Consider the following 14,251-nt stretch of genomic DNA (forward strand, 5'->3'; position numbering starts at 1 on the left):
GATATCTCAAGCCTATACACAAAAAAGGCCGTCTGAAAACGGCCTTTTAACAACAATCCTATATTATGCCAAATCGGCAAACAGAGGCGTAGAAAGATAGCGCTCACCATACGATGGCAACAAGACAACAATCAGCTTGCCTTCGTTTTCAGGTTTTTTAGCCAGTTGCAATGCACTCCATACCGCGGCACCGGAAGAAATACCTACCAAAATACCTTCTTTTTCAGCCATAGCGCGCGCAGTTTCAAACGCTGCTTCGTTAGGTACTTTGACAATACTGTCGTAAACAGTCGTATTCAAAACGCTAGGGATAAAGCCTGCGCCCAAACCTTGAATCGGATGCGGGCCTTTTTCGCCACCACTCAATACCGGGGAAGCTTCAGGCTCGACAGCCACGATTTGAACTTCGGGCTTGTGTTTTTTCAATACTTCGCCCACGCCGGTAATCGTGCCGCCAGTACCCACACCGGCCACGAAAATATCAACTTGGCCGTCTGTATCACGCCAAATTTCTTCGGCAGTGGTTTTGCGGTGAACTTCAGGATTGGCCTCGTTATCAAATTGGCGCGGCATGAAATAAGTATCTGGATGTTCGTCCACCAAAGACTGGGCTTTAGCGATAGCGCCTGCCATACCTTCGGCAGCAGGAGTCAAAATCAATTCTGCACCAAACGCACGCAGCAGCATTTTGCGTTCTTTACTCATGCTTTCAGGCATAGTAATCGCCAATTTATAACCGCGGGCCGCACACACCATTGCCAAACCGATACCGGTATTGCCGCTGGTCGCCTCAACGATAACGGTATCTTTATTGATTTTACCGGCTTGCTCGGCCGCTTCAATCATGGCTTCGGCAATACGGTCTTTTACACTGCTGCCCGGATTGAAAAATTCAAGTTTAACGGCGATTTGCGCTTTTAAACCTTCGGTCAGGCGGTTCAGTTTCACCAGAGGTGTGTTGCCGATCAGCTCGGTAATATTATTTGCAATTTTCATTTCCTGCTCCTGATTTAGATGTAATACAGCCTGCATATTAAACTCAGGCCGTCTGAAAAACCAATATCGAAAATTTCTTTCTTTATAACTTTTGGTTCAAGCGCGGTCAATATCCACTGCGCTCAAAAATCAATGTAACGGCAACCACAGCCTGCATCACGACGGCAACCATCCAGCCTGCCCACATCTGCCGCATACTGAAAAGAGAGGCAGACTGCTTGCAAACAACCACACGGTGCAGATAAAACACCAGCATCAACACGCCCTGCAAGACAAACCAATAAATGGGTTTCAAAGCATAAATTTTCAGTAAGGCCACCCATGCAAAAACCGAGCCTGCCAGCGGCAAGATGAAATAAACCACGCCTGCCAAGAAAACAAAAGCCAAAGTCATGACGACATTGGAAACCGCAAATAAGGTCAAACCGGCATATTCGCCTGCCGACCAAAACTTTTTGTCTTCCGTTTTACTGCAGTCATCAATAAAGAAGAAAATACTGGCGATTGTCAGATAAAAATGAGGGATAAACAAAGGGCCCGTATGCGTAAAGCCCCACATCCCGGGCAACAAGCGTGCGCCCAGTGCCGAAATCCCCAGCCACAATAACACCGTAGCCCAAAGCCATTGAAACCGCTGCGCACGAAAAATAAATGCCAACGATACCGCAGCATACGCGACGGCAAACCAAAAATCCAAAGAAACCATCATGAATACTGCAACTCGCCTTCAAAAACGGTTTCAGCAGGGCCGGTCATTTGCACATCGCCACCTTCTTCCCAACTGATAAACAATTCGCCGCCAGGCAGAGTAACACGCACAGGCGCACCCGCTTTCAGCAAGCCATTGCGCACGCCTGCCACCACTGCCGCACACGCTCCAGTGCCGCAAGCCTGAGTTTCCCCCACCCCGCGTTCAAACACGCGCAGGCGGACTGACAGTTCATCTTCAACCTGCAAAAAGCCGACATTGACCCGTTCAGGAAACTGCTCGTGCGATTCAATGGCACTGCCCCAATACTCCACCGGTGCAGCCTCCACATCATCAACCAAAATCACCGCATGCGGATTACCCATATTCACGCAGCTTATCGGTACAGATTCCAAACCGACTAAGACAATATGTGTCAGCGCATCTTCATTTTCACCATGTGCAGGCACAAACGGAATTTCAGACGGCATGAAACGCGGTTTACCCATATTGACGGTAACCAAACCGTTATCCAACAGCTTCGGCACAATAATCCCTTTGGCCGTTTCGACTAAAATTTCCGTTTTATTCGTCAAACCCTTATCCGCGACAAAACGCGCAAAACAACGCGCTCCATTGCCGCACTGCTCTACTTCCCGACCATCGGCATTGAAAATGCGGTACCGAAAATCGACCGCATCGGAAGAAGGCTTCTCCACTACCAAAAACTGATCAAAACCCACGCCGCGATAGCGGTCTGCCCATTGGGCAAGCGGCGCAGCCAATGGATCAAAATCCTGTTCGATGGCATTGACCACCATAAAATCATTGCCCAAGCCGTGCATCTTCGTAAATTTCAAAGTTTTCATTATTCATTCACATTCTTATTAAATCATTATTTCGGCACATTCTACACCAGAATGATATATTCGTTTCTATCTTGTTTTTCAGACGGCCTTGCGCCCTTTTACCAATACTAACACCAGCCACCCCGCAAAAATACTATACTTCCCACATTACAAACATTTCTTATTACAAGGATACACATTATGAAAAAAGTTCTCTTACCTGCCCTTTTGGCCGCTTCACTCAGCGCATGTACAGTCGGCACGCCCGGCGTTTCCGTCGGCTTAGGCGTCGGCACCAGCATCGGCCGCCATGTCGGCCTGGGTACATCCATCAACATCCCTGTCGGCTTGGACAAAACCACCAAAGGCACGGATTCAGACGGCATCCGTATCTCAGAAGAACAAATCGTGACCTATTTTGATGCACACGGCACACCCAGCAATAGCGCAGTCAAAGGCGGCTTCCATCGCCAACTGATCAGCAAACGCAACAACGAATATGTCGTCCAAGACTTTTACAGCGACAACAGCCAAAAACGCACGGACCCCTACGTCCTCAGCCGCAACCAACTAATGCAGTTCCGCGCCACGCCAAGCAACGGCTCATTAACCACTTACGCCTACAACGGTACGGTAATGCAGCAGCAAGTGTTCCAAAACGGCAAATTGGTTAACGCCAAATACTAAAGGCCGTCTGAAACGGCTGGAAAGCATGTGAAACTTGATTACAAAATATTTTTAACATTCAAATATTTGAAATATTCTGCACCATTTTCTTGAAAATATTGATTGACACATTTTTTCCAGCCATTATAATACGCCCCATTCCCCGATAGCTCAGTCGGTAGAGCGACGGACTGTTAATCCGCAGGTCCCTGGTTCGAGCCCAGGTCGGGGAGCCAAATTTAAAAAGCCTGAACTTCTGTTCAGGCTTCTTTACATCAATAAGAAACGCTTGTTCTTTCCCAAAGAAAGCCCATGAATCCTCATGAGACCTTTGTAAAAGTCTCTATCTGCCAAACTGGCAACCTTACGCCCTACCCGCTTCATCTGGCGAACAGGTGCAAACAGCCCGAAACCTTTTTCAATCAGGTTTCGGGCTGTTTCGTTTTTTTGAATGAACGGCATCTTTTCAGACGGCCTTGTCCATCAAACTTGGCACATCATTTCACACACGGATTGTCTAAAACGACCGAGACATTGCGTTCGGCTTTGTTCATATAAGTCATGTGGACTTTCTTGCCTTTGAACTCTGCTTCAACGACAGATTCCAGCGTGACAACATCTTGGGGAAAGCCGAATTTTTTGTCGTTTACGGCAATAAATTTGACCGGTTTTTCATGAAATAACGAATAGAAAGAAACGCCTTTATTATCTGCGGTCACTGCGCATTGCGTTTTGCTGTCAGTGGCGATGACGGAGGAAAGCGTATGGGGCTTATGGGTACGGTCGGCGAAGGTGGTGTAGGAATCATACGATCCGAAGCTGATTCTTAATGCGAAGGTATTGCCAAGCCATTCATGACTTGTCCTGTCTTCGGGAAGATTTTTTTCGATGGCTTTTTTGCCTGCAAAGAAAGAGCATTCTTGGGTTTTGTGGTTGCAGATTTTTCTGACGCTGAACTGCTTGTCCGGAGAAGTAATGACGGTTTCGCTAGCAAGGCTGTTTGCGCTTGCAGAGGCGAACATACAGCTTAAAAGAAGTGAGCGGATGGGAAGGGACGGTTTCATTTTGTTTAGTGTATCGGTTGGTTTTTATAGTGGATTAAATTTAAATCAGGACAAGGCGACGAAGCCGCAGACAGTACAGATAGTACGGCAAGGCGAGGCAACGCCGTACTGGTTTAAAGTTAATCCACTATAATATTGATTGAGCGGGTTTGAATGCAATAAACACTCAATATACCTTCGGCGGAATAACTGCCGATATGTTGATTTCAATCTGCAAAACAGATAATCCAAAGGCCGCCTGAAACTGATTTTTGGCGTTTCAGACGACCTTTGTTTGCTTTGCGGAGCGGGTTTAGCGGAAGAAGTCGCCCATACCTGCCGGCAGGCCTTGGGTGAATGCACCCATGGTTTTGTTGGTGGTTTCTTCGGCTTTTTCAGAAGCGGCATTGATAGCGGCCAATACCAAATCTTCCAGCATTTCTTTGTCGTCAGCGGCTTCTTGAATCAAATCAGGGCTGATTTCAAGTTTGCGGACAACATGCGAACACGTCATCACAACTTTCACCAAACCATTGCCTGCTTCACCTTCAACTTCGGTTTCAGCCAGCTTGGCTTGTGCCTTTTTCATGTTTTCCTGCATTTGTTGAGCCTGTTTCATCAGGCCGCCTAATCCGGCTTTTCCGAACATGTTTTACTCCTATGGGTTTGAATAAATGGGTTTCACTCATGCCGTCTGAAAAACACTATTGCCTTTCAGACGGCCTTGTATGTCAGTATTTTAAGAATGTCCTGCTAATTCTAAAGAATCCGGCAGCCATTGCGCTTCAAAGGTTTGCAAAATTTTCTGCGCCGTTGTATCCGCTTCCAGCAAATCTTGCGCCTGCTGCCGTCCTTCTTCTTGAATACGTTTGCGGCGCATCACCGGCGTTTCCCAGCCTTTATCATCCTGCCAAGGCTCGGTTTGCAACCTTAAATTACCAAGATGGTAGGCCTCGCTCAATGTCTGGCAGATTTTGTCCAAGCGCTCTTTATTAGCGGTGGCTTTGGCCTCATCCGTCAACGACAGCATGATTAAACCTGCTTCCGCATCATAACTCGTCCATGCCGCATTTTGTGCCAACATCTGCGCTGCGCCTAATTTACGGGCGAAGCGTTCGATAATGCTGTGCCAATTCTCAGTTTTAAACTCAGGCAAAGGAGCGAACTGAAGCTCTTCTTCATCCCCCTCCTCTTCTTCAGACTCAGCAGACACAACCGGCTGCGGCACTTCTATCACATCAGCACGGTGTGAATCTTCATATGCATATGCTTCATCAAAATACGGAGGCGGAATTTCATCATCCATGTGCGGATATGCTTCCGGCTCAGGGGCCGTCTGAACTTTTGCAACAGGCAATGGCTCCGCAGTTTCTTGCATCTGCGCCGTTTGTGTTTGAGGCGGCTCAGCCGATACTTGGCTCGGCATATCTTCCCAAGGCGGCACATCCGCCTGTTGTTGCTGAACAGGCTGAACCGTTTCTTCAGACGGCCTTTCAACGGTATCCTGCTTGGCAGAAACAGCCTCTTTCTCAACCGCCGGTGCTGCTATCGGCTCAGATTTCAGCAGCTGAAAAGGCTTTTTTTCGGCCTCAGCTTTCTGATGGTCGGAATGCAAATTCGTGTGTTCAATCTGACTTTGCGTATCGCAACCCGAAGCAGCCAACGGCGCAAATGCAAGCATGCGCAAAAGCGTCATGACAAAACCGGCATACTCATCCGGAGCCAGCGGCAAATCCTGTTTACCATGAATAGCACATTGATAATAAAGCTGAATCTGCTCGCCACTCAAAGCCTGACTTAATCGCAGCAAAGTTTCACGTTCAGGGTCGTCATTCGCCAAGGCGGAAGGAATGGTTTGAATCAAAGCCAAACGTTGCAACAGCATGGCCAATTCTGCCAATGCGCTGTCAAAACCAATCGCTCTGGCGGACATTTCCTGAGCTTTTTCCAGCAAGGCCTCACCGTTTTGATTGATGATTCCTTCAAGCAATTCAAACAAGTATTGTTTATCGACCGCTCCGATCATCTGGCGGACATCTTGTTCGGCCACTTTACCCGAACCCATGGCAATCGCCTGATCCAAAAGGCTCAGCGCATCGCGCATCGAACCGGCGGCGGCACGTCCTAAAAGCTGCAAAGCCTGCGGCTGATAAGGAACGTTTTCACGATCCAAGACATGCGCCAAATGCTCCGCAACCTGCTGGGTTGTCATGTTGCGCAAAACAAACTGCAAACAGCGGCTCAATACGGTAATGGGGACTTTATGCGGATCGGTGGTCGCCAAAATAAATTTAACGTGTTCAGGCGGTTCTTCCAAAGTCTTCAGCATGGCATTGAACGCGCTTTTGGAAAGCATATGCACTTCGTCGATGATATAGACTTTGTATTTACCCGCTGTCGGCGCGTATTGGGCGTTTTCCAACACTTCGCGGATATTATCGATACCGGTATTCGATGCCGCGTCGATTTCCAATAAATCCACATAACGGCCGCTGTCGATTTGCGTACAGCTTTCACACTGACCGCATGGTTCGCCATGCACGGCATTTTCGCAGTTCAAACTCTTGGCCAAAATCCTGGCAATCGTGGTTTTACCCACACCGCGCGTCCCTGTCAGCAGATAGGCATGGTGCAGACGGCCTTCGTCCAGCGCGTTGCGCAGGGCTTTGACGACGTGTTCCTGACCGACCAAATCGGCAAAGGTTTTCGGGCGCCATTTTCGTGCAAGAACTTGATAAGCCATGTTGTTTCTCTACGGGAAATAAATCGGAAGGCCGTCTGAAAAGAATTATCCGCTTTTCAGACGGCCTCAGAAAATGGCATATATTCTAGCATTTTTTTGATTTTTATTAAGGATTTTCTATCAAGCCGACAGCGACAGCATGTCATCGCAATGTTATAATACTACATAAATGATAAACAATTTGAAACTCAAATCATTATGACTGAAATCATACTACACAACAAATCAGCCACTATGCAAGTCAATACAATAGGCGGATATATTGACTCCCTGATTCTAAAAGGACGGGAAGTCTTATTTCCGAAAACCAGCGTCCACGTGGGCGATGATACAAAATTACGCGGCGGCATGCACGTTTGCTTACCCCAATTCGGACCGGACAGCAAAAATCATCTGGCCCAACATGGTTTCGGCAGAACTTCAGACTGGGAAATCCGTCATCAAAATGAATCGGATATCGGCTTGAAATTAATCAGCACAGAAAAAGGCTATGAACACGTCGAATGGTTGCTCGATTACAGCCTACCTAACGAAAATGAAGCCATTGCCATCCTGACCGTCTGCAATTACGGCGAATCGCCCGTCCGCACGTCTCCGGGATTCCACCCCTACTTTACCGCTGCCGGCACACAATTTGATTTCAACGGCGCACCATACGATGCCGACTATATCTCCCATACCGAATTTGTTTCCTCCGACCAGGATGCACACGTTGCATTTGACGGCTTGAAACTAGATATCCGCACCCACAATCTGCCTGTGTACGCACTCTGGAGCGATCGAAACGGCCAATATACTTGTGCAGAGCCAACCGCAGAAGGCAATGCGTTTTTATCCCCTGCCCGAGGAGGACAGTTTGTTTCAGGACACAGTAAAAAACGTTACGCCATGAAAATCAGACTGATGGCTTAACCCCCTTACAAATCCTCAATATTTAAAAACCACCCCAAAGGGTGGTTTTCTTATAGCTTACAGTCCATTGTTATTGATTGCATTCGCAATATCGCGTACCGCTGTTACATACATGCGGCTGTGGTTGTATTGCCATACTGTGTAGAAGTTATTCAGGCCCAAATAGTATTCAAATACGCCCGGGCTGGTCTCCAAAGCATACAATACAGCCTTTTCATTATCCGCAACAGCAGCTTGAGGCACGACACCCAAAGCTTTGAAATCTGCGACAGTGCGCGTCAAGGCAGTTTTCTCATCGATAATCGCCTGCAAGTGTGGGGTAATCGTCAGACTTACCGGCACAACCATCTTACCGCCGGTCTGCCAACCATGCTGTTTCATATAATTGGCGACAGAAGCTGCCACATCGCCGACATTATTCCAAATATCGCGATGACCATCACCATCATAGTCCACCGCCCATTTACGGTAGCTTGAAGGCATAAATTGCGGCATGCCCATCGCGCCAGCATAGCTGCCTTTGAAGTCAAAAATATTTTCTTTTTCTTCTTTTGCCATCAGCAAAAGTTCGCTCAATTCGTTTTGGAAAAATTCGGCACGGCGGGGATAATCAAAGGCCAATGTACTCAAGGCATCGGCAACGCGGAAGCTGCCCGTATTTTTGCCGTAATTGGTTTCAATACCGAGAATCGCCACAATCAATTCGGCAGGTACGCCGTATTTGCGCGCCACATCATCGATTACGGCACGGTTTGCCGCATAGAATTGTCTGCCGCCGTTAAATTTGACTGCACCGGAGTTACCGGTACGGAATTCATACCACGGACGCGAAGTGCTTGGGCGGTACATAATGGTAATAATATTGCCTTTATACACCACGCCATTGAAGAAGTTACGCAATTCTTCCGCACTAAAACGACGGTTTTTCACTTCATATTGGATAAACTGCTGAACATTGACGTTTTCATTAAAACCGCTGCTGGCAACAGATTCAGCCGCTGCATCAAATACAGGGCGTTTTACAGAGGAAACAGGCTCGACAGGTTTTGCCGTATCAACAGCAGGCTTTTGTGGGGTACTACATGAAGCCAGAGCCAAAGCAGCCAGACCCATCCCAAAGATTTTGATTTTATTCATAAATAATCTCTTTATTAAACACCATGACAAATCCGAATACGAAAGAATATTCGTCCAACACATCATCTCTCTATGCCAACCGCCATACTTTTTAATCAGCCAAAAATATAGGCAACTCGACATCGATTTGCTTCGGCTCAAGCACATAAACAAGGCCGTCTGAAATCCAAGGAAACCCTTGATTTTCAGACGGCCTTGAATGAATCAATTACTCAGCGGCTGCAACAACAGCAACGGTAATTTTAGCAACAGCGTCAGTGTGCAGAGCCACTTCAACTTCGTATTCGCCAACAGCTTTCAAAGGACCGTTAGGCAGACGTACGTTTGCTTTAGCAGCTTGGATACCGGCAGCAACAATCGCTTCAGCGATGTCGGCATTGGTAACAGAACCGAACAGACGACCATCAACACCGGCTTTTTGAGCAACAGTAATGGTTTGGCCTTCCAGTTTTTCTTGACGGGCTTTAGCATCAGCCAAGATTTCAGCTTGTTTGGCTTCCAATTCAGCGCGGCGTGCTTCGAATTCTTTCATGTTGGCTTCGGTTGCACGTTTTGCTTTACCGGCAGGGATCAGGAAGTTGCGTGCGTAACCGTTTTTAACGGTAACGATGTCACCCAAGTTACCCAGACCGCCGATTTTTTCTAACAGAATAATTTGCATGATTTAAACTCCAAAATTATTTGTGTTGATCGGTGTAAGGCAACAGAGCCAGGAAACGGGCACGTTTCACAGCAGTAGCCAACTGACGTTGGTAGTGTGCTTTAGTACCAGTAATGCGAGCAGGGATGATTTTGCCGTTTTCAGAGATGAAGTCTTTCAACAAATCAACTTGTTTGTAATCAACTTCTTGGATTTTTTCAGCCGTAAAGCGGCAGAATTTTCTACGTTTGAATGATTGACGAGCCATTGTCGTTTAACCTTTATATTCTTTAATGTTCTGTATGCGTAGTACCGGCTTGGGGAAGCGTTGGCTGCGTTGCGCCAAAAAACCTTCCGATTCGATGACGGCATCTTGCCGATACTGCCATTCCTCAGCCTGCTTACCTAAAATCCGCGCAGGGATTTCAAACTTGACCAGACATTTCTGTCCGTTTTCTTCCTGCCAAGACTCATGTTGCAACACAATATCTAAAACAGGAATTCCTGCCGGCGTATATCTCAAGGGCTGAACCTGCAAGATACGGGCGGTAAGCTTAATCAGATTGTTCAATCTTATTCAGCTGCTGCAACTTCTTCAGCTGCACCGTTCAGCAAGTTTTTTGCTTTTTCGCCGCCCAGCATTGGGGAAGCTTCAGTTACAGCGTGTTTTGTTTTGATGGTCAGGTGACGCAGTACGGCATCATTGAAGCGGAAAGCAGTTTCCAGCTCTTCAACCACTTCAGGAGTAGTTTCGATATTCATCAAAACATAGTGTGCTTTGTGGATTTTGTTGATTGGGTAAGCCAATTGACGACGGCCCCAGTCTTCCAAACGGTGGATTTTACCGCTGGCTTCAGTAATCATGGTTTTGTAACGCTCAACCATAGCAGGCACTTGCTCGCTTTGATCAGGATGAACGATAAACACGATCTCGTAATGACGCATGTTATCTCCTTATGGATGATTAAAAACAGCCTTTCACCATGCGAAGTAAAAGGCAAGGCAAAGAGGTCGAATTTTATCCGCATTTCTTAAAAAATACAAGTCTGAATTCAAAATCCACTTTCTTTTCAATTAAAAAACAACATTAGGCCTTATGGTTATTTCCTAGCAAACCACTCAACTATCTGCCAAAAATCTGCTAAAATCTGCCCCATCCTAATAAATACAGCATCAGAAGGCACACAATCATGGCTCTTTTGCAGATTTCAGAACCCGGCATGTCCGCCGCCCCCCATCAACACCGCCTCGCCGTAGGCATTGATTTAGGTACAACCAACAGCTTGGTTGCCACCGTCCGCAGCGGTAGCGCAGTCTGCCTGCCCGATTCAGACGGCCGCGCCACCCTGCCTTCGGTTGTCCGTTATTTAGATGGCGAAGTTGAAGTCGGCAAAAACGCCCTTTCTGCCCAAAAAACCGATCCGCTAAATACAGTCAGCTCCGCCAAACGCCTAATCGGCCGCACCCTTACCGACCTCGCACAAGAGGCGCAATACCTGCCCTATCGATTTACACCCAATGAGCGCGTGGTCGAGTTAAACACCCGTCAAGGTGCCAAAACGCCTATCGAAGTATCGGCAGAAATCCTCAAAGCCCTCAAATCGCGTGCTGAAGAATCATTGGGCGGAGATTTGGTCGGTGCCGTCATTACCGTACCCGCTTATTTTGACGATGCCCAACGTCAAGCCACCAAAGATGCTGCGCGTTTGGCAGGCTTGAATGTATTGCGCCTCCTCAACGAGCCGACCGCCGCCGCAATCGCCTACGGACTGGACAACGCATCAGAAGGCACGTTTGTCGTTTACGACTTGGGTGGCGGCACATTCGACGTATCCGTATTGCAACTGACCAAAGGCCTGTTTGAAGTTAAAGCCACCGGCGGCAACAGCGCATTGGGCGGCGATGACTTCGACCATCGTTTGTTCTGCCACCTGCTCGAACAAAACGACCTTTCCAAACTCAACGAACAAGACAGCCAACTTCTGCTTTCCCTTGTCCGTACTGCCAAAGAAAAACTGACCACTCAAACCGAAGCCGTCATCGAGGCCACACTTTCAGACGGCCATAAAGTTCATACCGTCATTACCCGCCAAGAGTTTCACAATCTGACCCAAAATCTGGTACAAAAAACCATCGAGCCCGTCAAACAGGCTTTGAAAGATGCCGGCGTAACCAAGGCCGATGTCAAGGGCGTGATTATGGTTGGCGGCTCTACCCGCATGTTGCACGTTCAACAAGCAGTTGCCACCTTCTTTGGTCAGACTCCGCTGAACAACCTCAACCCCGACGAAGTGGTTGCACTCGGTGCCGCCATACAGGCAAACGTCCTTGCCGGCAACAAAACCGACGGCGAATGGCTGCTGCTTGACGTTACACCTTTGTCGCTCGGATTGGAAACCTACGGCGGTCTTGCCGAGAAAATCATTCCTCGCAACTCCACCATTCCTACCGCGCGCGCGCAGGACTTCACCACCTTCAAAGACGGTCAAACCGCTATGACGATACACGTCGTGCAAGGCGAGCGCGAACTCGTTTCCGACTGCCGCAGCCTTGCCAAATTTACCCTGCGCGGCATTCCACCCATGGCAGCAGGCGCAGCGCGTATCCGCGTGACCTTCCAAGTTGACGCCGACGGATTGCTGTCCGTTTCCGCCCAAGAACAAAGCACCGGCGTACAGGCGCAAATCGAAGTCAAACCTTCCTACGGCTTGGACGATAGCACCATCACCCAAATGCTCAAAGACAGCATGAGCAACGCCGCCGAAGACATGGCCGCACGCGCACGCGCCGAAGCCGTCGTCGAAGCCGAAAGCCTGACCGACGCTGTCAACGCCGCCCTTGAGTTGGATAGCGACTTGTTGGAAGCCGAAGAATTGCAACAGATTCAACAAGACATCGCCAACTTGCAAGGCCGTCTGAAAGACGGCAAAGCCGAAGACATCCGTGCCGCCGTTGCCAAACTCAGCCACAGCACCGACAACTTCGCCGCCAAGCGCATGAACCGTAACATCCAACGTGCGCTGACAGGTCAAAGTGTTGATAATATTTGACGGCAAATGGTTTCAGACGGCCTTTGGAAATAGAGAGGTCGTCTGAAAAAGAAAGAATAGTAAAAAATGTCCAATCGATTTCGACTAATAATACTGAAAATACTGAGTGTCGTTTGGTTTCTCGTTTGGCGACTGACCGTATCCATTCTAATTGGAGACGCCGTATCTCATTTTTTACCACCTGAACACGAAACTTACACCCAAGGTAATAAAGTAAATGCCTCGTTTCAAATCGCCATTCTCACAACCGACAATAGTAGTTGTACCATGAAACTATGGAATCAGTTCGATGCTAAGAAGGACAAAGTGTGTACATCAATCTCTAATAACGATAATTGCATCGCACCTTTGAAAACCACTTGCAGTTTAAAACGCATACGTACTGAAGAATACGAACTCATCTATATTGACCCCATCATCGCAGAAACGAGAACCAGTCATTATCGTTTAACGGAAGGTCGTGTAGAACCTTTGTCTTTTACCTCAAATTCACTTATCCGACGATTATCAGCAGGACTAAAAGCAGCCTTAATTACCCTGCTTCTGACCTTGGCGCCTCTTTTTTACCGCCTGTGGCGACGCGACAGAGAAATTCAGGCAGCAGCCAAGCAAGCGAGAATAACTAAACAACGTAAAAACTGATCGCCCTAGACTTTACCCTACTTCCGTTGACCATTGAGACACTTTAACCACTCCGCGAAACATGAGACTCTGGCACCAAACCCTTATCCCCCTACTCCCCCGAGCCCAGCTTTTGGGGCAACACCGCGAATGCGCCGCTTTACGCGGAGCAGGCTGGGGCAGGCCGCATGCGACGGTTAATTACGTTTTTACCCATTCGCCCTACAAACTCTATCTATATCACGCGTTGATTATGGAAGAGATGAAAAAGCGCGGTTACAAACCCGATGCCTTATGGAAAGACCCGCTATATCGTGGTAAAGCCGTTGCCCCATACCATTCGCACGCGGCTGAAACAGCTACTTCGCCGATTTATACCGAACATGATGATGCCTACTTGGACGAATGCCTGGAAAATTTAAAAAGTAAAGGCATCATGTTATAAACCCATTTTTCAGACGGCCTGAATATTGAATATCCAAGGCCGTCTGAAACCGCTTTAACCACAACCACTCTTAAACAACTGAGACAATAAAAATGCCAAAAATTACCGTACTCCCACACGCGACATTATGCCCCGAAGGCGCGGTTATCGAAGACGCACCGGAAGGCCAAACCGTCCTTGACGTACTGCTCGACCACGATATCGAAGTCGATCACGCCTGTGAAAAATCCTGTGCCTGCACAACCTGCCACGTGATTATCCGCAAAGGTTTTGACAGCTTGGAAGAACCAACCGAATTGGAAGAAGACCTGCTCGACCAAGCATGGGGCTTGGAAGCCGATTCACGCTTGAGCTGTCAGGCAGTCGTTGCCGATGAAGATTTGGTCGTAGAAATTCCTAAATATACGATCAACCACGCGCGTGAAGACCACTAAAACAAGGCTTAATGAAAAAGGCCGTCTG

At 47.9% G+C, this 14,251-nt stretch carries 18 protein-coding genes and 1 tRNA gene; 7 read left to right on the forward strand and 12 right to left on the reverse strand.

Annotated features, from left to right (window positions below):
• Positions 1-63: 63 nt before the first annotated feature.
• From cysK to dapF, 3 genes are all read right to left on the reverse strand, one after another.
• Entirely contained in the window at positions 64-996 is a 933-nt protein-coding gene (cysK, locus tag ACTHTS_RS02950; RefSeq protein WP_156474253.1) for a cysteine synthase A, read from the reverse strand.
• 106 nt (positions 997-1,102) lie between these two features.
• Positions 1,103-1,705 carry a hypothetical protein gene (locus tag ACTHTS_RS02955; protein WP_070461321.1) on the reverse strand — a complete coding sequence of 201 codons (603 nt, stop codon included), beginning with the start codon at positions 1,703-1,705 and terminating at the stop codon, positions 1,103-1,105.
• On the reverse strand, positions 1,702-2,553 hold the full coding sequence (dapF, locus tag ACTHTS_RS02960; RefSeq protein ID WP_440369156.1) for a diaminopimelate epimerase: 852 nt from the start codon (positions 2,551-2,553) through the stop codon (positions 1,702-1,704). The genes ACTHTS_RS02955 and dapF overlap by 4 nt, the downstream gene beginning before the upstream one ends.
• A 180-nt stretch (positions 2,554-2,733) precedes the next feature.
• Between dapF and ACTHTS_RS02965 the strand changes: the two genes are divergently transcribed.
• Together ACTHTS_RS02965 and ACTHTS_RS02970 are read left to right on the forward strand one after the other, a co-directional pair.
• Positions 2,734-3,219 carry a NemA protein gene (locus ACTHTS_RS02965; protein WP_070583654.1) on the forward strand — a complete coding sequence of 162 codons (486 nt, stop codon included), beginning with the start codon at positions 2,734-2,736 and terminating at the stop codon, positions 3,217-3,219.
• A gap of 139 nt (positions 3,220-3,358) precedes the next feature.
• Positions 3,359-3,434 (forward strand) — tRNA-Asn (locus ACTHTS_RS02970).
• Positions 3,435-3,468: 34 nt separating this feature from the next.
• Here ACTHTS_RS02970 and ACTHTS_RS02975 read toward each other — a convergent pair.
• The 4 genes from ACTHTS_RS02975 to dnaX form a co-directional block, all read right to left on the reverse strand.
• Positions 3,469-3,660, reverse strand: coding sequence for a hypothetical protein (locus ACTHTS_RS02975; protein WP_440369157.1), 192 nt, complete (start codon positions 3,658-3,660; stop codon positions 3,469-3,471).
• Between the two features lie 35 nt (positions 3,661-3,695).
• Complete coding sequence (locus ACTHTS_RS02980; protein ID WP_440369158.1) at positions 3,696-4,262, reverse strand: hypothetical protein; 567 nt, start codon at positions 4,260-4,262, stop codon at positions 3,696-3,698.
• A 292-nt stretch (positions 4,263-4,554) separates the two neighbouring features.
• On the reverse strand, positions 4,555-4,890 hold the full coding sequence (locus ACTHTS_RS02985) for a YbaB/EbfC family nucleoid-associated protein (protein WP_003678854.1): 336 nt from the start codon (positions 4,888-4,890) through the stop codon (positions 4,555-4,557).
• 90 nt (positions 4,891-4,980) lie between these two features.
• Positions 4,981-6,984, reverse strand: a complete 2,004-nt coding sequence (gene dnaX, locus ACTHTS_RS02990) for a DNA polymerase III subunit gamma/tau (RefSeq protein ID WP_128581495.1) — start codon at positions 6,982-6,984, stop codon at positions 4,981-4,983.
• Between the two features lie 198 nt (positions 6,985-7,182).
• Here dnaX and ACTHTS_RS02995 point away from each other — a divergent pair, with 198 nt between their 5' ends.
• Positions 7,183-7,896, forward strand: a complete 714-nt coding sequence (locus ACTHTS_RS02995) for an aldose epimerase family protein (RefSeq protein WP_254321551.1) — start codon at positions 7,183-7,185, stop codon at positions 7,894-7,896.
• Positions 7,897-7,953: 57 nt separating this feature from the next.
• On the opposite strand, the gene mltB is transcribed toward ACTHTS_RS02995, so the two are convergent.
• From mltB to rpsF, 5 genes are all read right to left on the reverse strand, one after another.
• Positions 7,954-9,033: a lytic murein transglycosylase B gene (mltB, locus tag ACTHTS_RS03000; RefSeq protein ID WP_440369159.1), complete on the reverse strand. Its 1,080-nt coding sequence runs from the start codon at positions 9,031-9,033 to the stop codon at positions 7,954-7,956.
• Between the two features lie 208 nt (positions 9,034-9,241).
• On the reverse strand, positions 9,242-9,694 hold the full coding sequence (gene rplI, locus ACTHTS_RS03005) for a 50S ribosomal protein L9 (protein WP_003678862.1): 453 nt from the start codon (positions 9,692-9,694) through the stop codon (positions 9,242-9,244).
• A gap of 16 nt (positions 9,695-9,710) precedes the next feature.
• Positions 9,711-9,941, reverse strand: coding sequence for a 30S ribosomal protein S18 (gene rpsR / locus ACTHTS_RS03010; protein ID WP_003678863.1), 231 nt, complete (start codon positions 9,939-9,941; stop codon positions 9,711-9,713).
• Between the two features lie 6 nt (positions 9,942-9,947).
• Entirely contained in the window at positions 9,948-10,250 is a 303-nt protein-coding gene (gene priB, locus ACTHTS_RS03015) for a primosomal replication protein N (RefSeq protein WP_180947864.1), read from the reverse strand.
• Positions 10,247-10,618, reverse strand: coding sequence for a 30S ribosomal protein S6 (gene rpsF / locus ACTHTS_RS03020; protein WP_003686150.1), 372 nt, complete (start codon positions 10,616-10,618; stop codon positions 10,247-10,249). Before rpsF ends, priB begins: the two co-directional genes overlap by 4 nt.
• Positions 10,619-10,863: 245 nt before the next feature.
• On the opposite strand from rpsF, the gene hscA reads away from it, so the two are divergent.
• From hscA to fdx, 4 genes are all read left to right on the forward strand, one after another.
• Positions 10,864-12,723, forward strand: a complete 1,860-nt coding sequence (hscA, locus tag ACTHTS_RS03025; RefSeq protein WP_440369160.1) for a Fe-S protein assembly chaperone HscA — start codon at positions 10,864-10,866, stop codon at positions 12,721-12,723.
• A 66-nt stretch (positions 12,724-12,789) separates the two neighbouring features.
• On the forward strand, positions 12,790-13,365 hold the full coding sequence (locus ACTHTS_RS03030; protein WP_440369161.1) for a hypothetical protein: 576 nt from the start codon (positions 12,790-12,792) through the stop codon (positions 13,363-13,365).
• Between the two features lie 61 nt (positions 13,366-13,426).
• The gene (locus ACTHTS_RS03035; RefSeq protein WP_440369162.1) at positions 13,427-13,789 is read left to right on the forward strand and encodes a TIGR02328 family protein; all 363 of its coding nucleotides are present in this window, start codon (positions 13,427-13,429) and stop codon (positions 13,787-13,789) included.
• 92 nt (positions 13,790-13,881) lie between these two features.
• On the forward strand, positions 13,882-14,223 hold the full coding sequence (gene fdx, locus ACTHTS_RS03040; RefSeq protein WP_003686005.1) for an ISC system 2Fe-2S type ferredoxin: 342 nt from the start codon (positions 13,882-13,884) through the stop codon (positions 14,221-14,223).
• Positions 14,224-14,251 lie beyond the last annotated feature (28 nt).

This window comes from Neisseria sp. P0019.S003, from assembly GCF_051957115.1.
Taxonomy (GTDB): Bacteria; Pseudomonadota; Gammaproteobacteria; order Burkholderiales; family Neisseriaceae; genus Neisseria; species Neisseria flavescens_D.

Bases quoted from the DNA above. Each gene is read 5' to 3' on its own strand.
- cysK (WP_156474253.1), bottom strand. From the start codon at position 996: ATGAAAATTGCAAATAATATTACCGAGCTGATCGGCAACACACCTCTG.
- ACTHTS_RS02955 (WP_070461321.1), bottom strand. From the start codon at position 1,705: ATGATGGTTTCTTTGGATTTTTGGTTTGCCGTCGCGTATGCTGCGGTA.
- dapF (WP_440369156.1), bottom strand. From the start codon at position 2,553: ATGAAAACTTTGAAATTTACGAAGATGCACGGCTTGGGCAATGATTTT.
- ACTHTS_RS02965 (WP_070583654.1), top strand. From the start codon at position 2,734: ATGAAAAAAGTTCTCTTACCTGCCCTTTTGGCCGCTTCACTCAGCGCA.
- ACTHTS_RS02975 (WP_440369157.1), bottom strand. From the start codon at position 3,660: ATGCCGTTCATTCAAAAAAACGAAACAGCCCGAAACCTGATTGAAAAA.
- ACTHTS_RS02980 (WP_440369158.1), bottom strand. From the start codon at position 4,262: ATGAAACCGTCCCTTCCCATCCGCTCACTTCTTTTAAGCTGTATGTTC.
- ACTHTS_RS02985 (WP_003678854.1), bottom strand. From the start codon at position 4,890: ATGTTCGGAAAAGCCGGATTAGGCGGCCTGATGAAACAGGCTCAACAA.
- dnaX (WP_128581495.1), bottom strand. From the start codon at position 6,984: ATGGCTTATCAAGTTCTTGCACGAAAATGGCGCCCGAAAACCTTTGCC.
- ACTHTS_RS02995 (WP_254321551.1), top strand. From the start codon at position 7,183: ATGACTGAAATCATACTACACAACAAATCAGCCACTATGCAAGTCAAT.
- mltB (WP_440369159.1), bottom strand. From the start codon at position 9,033: ATGAATAAAATCAAAATCTTTGGGATGGGTCTGGCTGCTTTGGCTCTG.
- rplI (WP_003678862.1), bottom strand. From the start codon at position 9,694: ATGCAAATTATTCTGTTAGAAAAAATCGGCGGTCTGGGTAACTTGGGT.
- rpsR (WP_003678863.1), bottom strand. From the start codon at position 9,941: ATGGCTCGTCAATCATTCAAACGTAGAAAATTCTGCCGCTTTACGGCT.
- rpsF (WP_003686150.1), bottom strand. From the start codon at position 10,618: ATGCGTCATTACGAGATCGTGTTTATCGTTCATCCTGATCAAAGCGAG.
- hscA (WP_440369160.1), top strand. From the start codon at position 10,864: ATGGCTCTTTTGCAGATTTCAGAACCCGGCATGTCCGCCGCCCCCCAT.
- ACTHTS_RS03030 (WP_440369161.1), top strand. From the start codon at position 12,790: ATGTCCAATCGATTTCGACTAATAATACTGAAAATACTGAGTGTCGTT.
- ACTHTS_RS03035 (WP_440369162.1), top strand. From the start codon at position 13,427: ATGAGACTCTGGCACCAAACCCTTATCCCCCTACTCCCCCGAGCCCAG.
- fdx (WP_003686005.1), top strand. From the start codon at position 13,882: ATGCCAAAAATTACCGTACTCCCACACGCGACATTATGCCCCGAAGGC.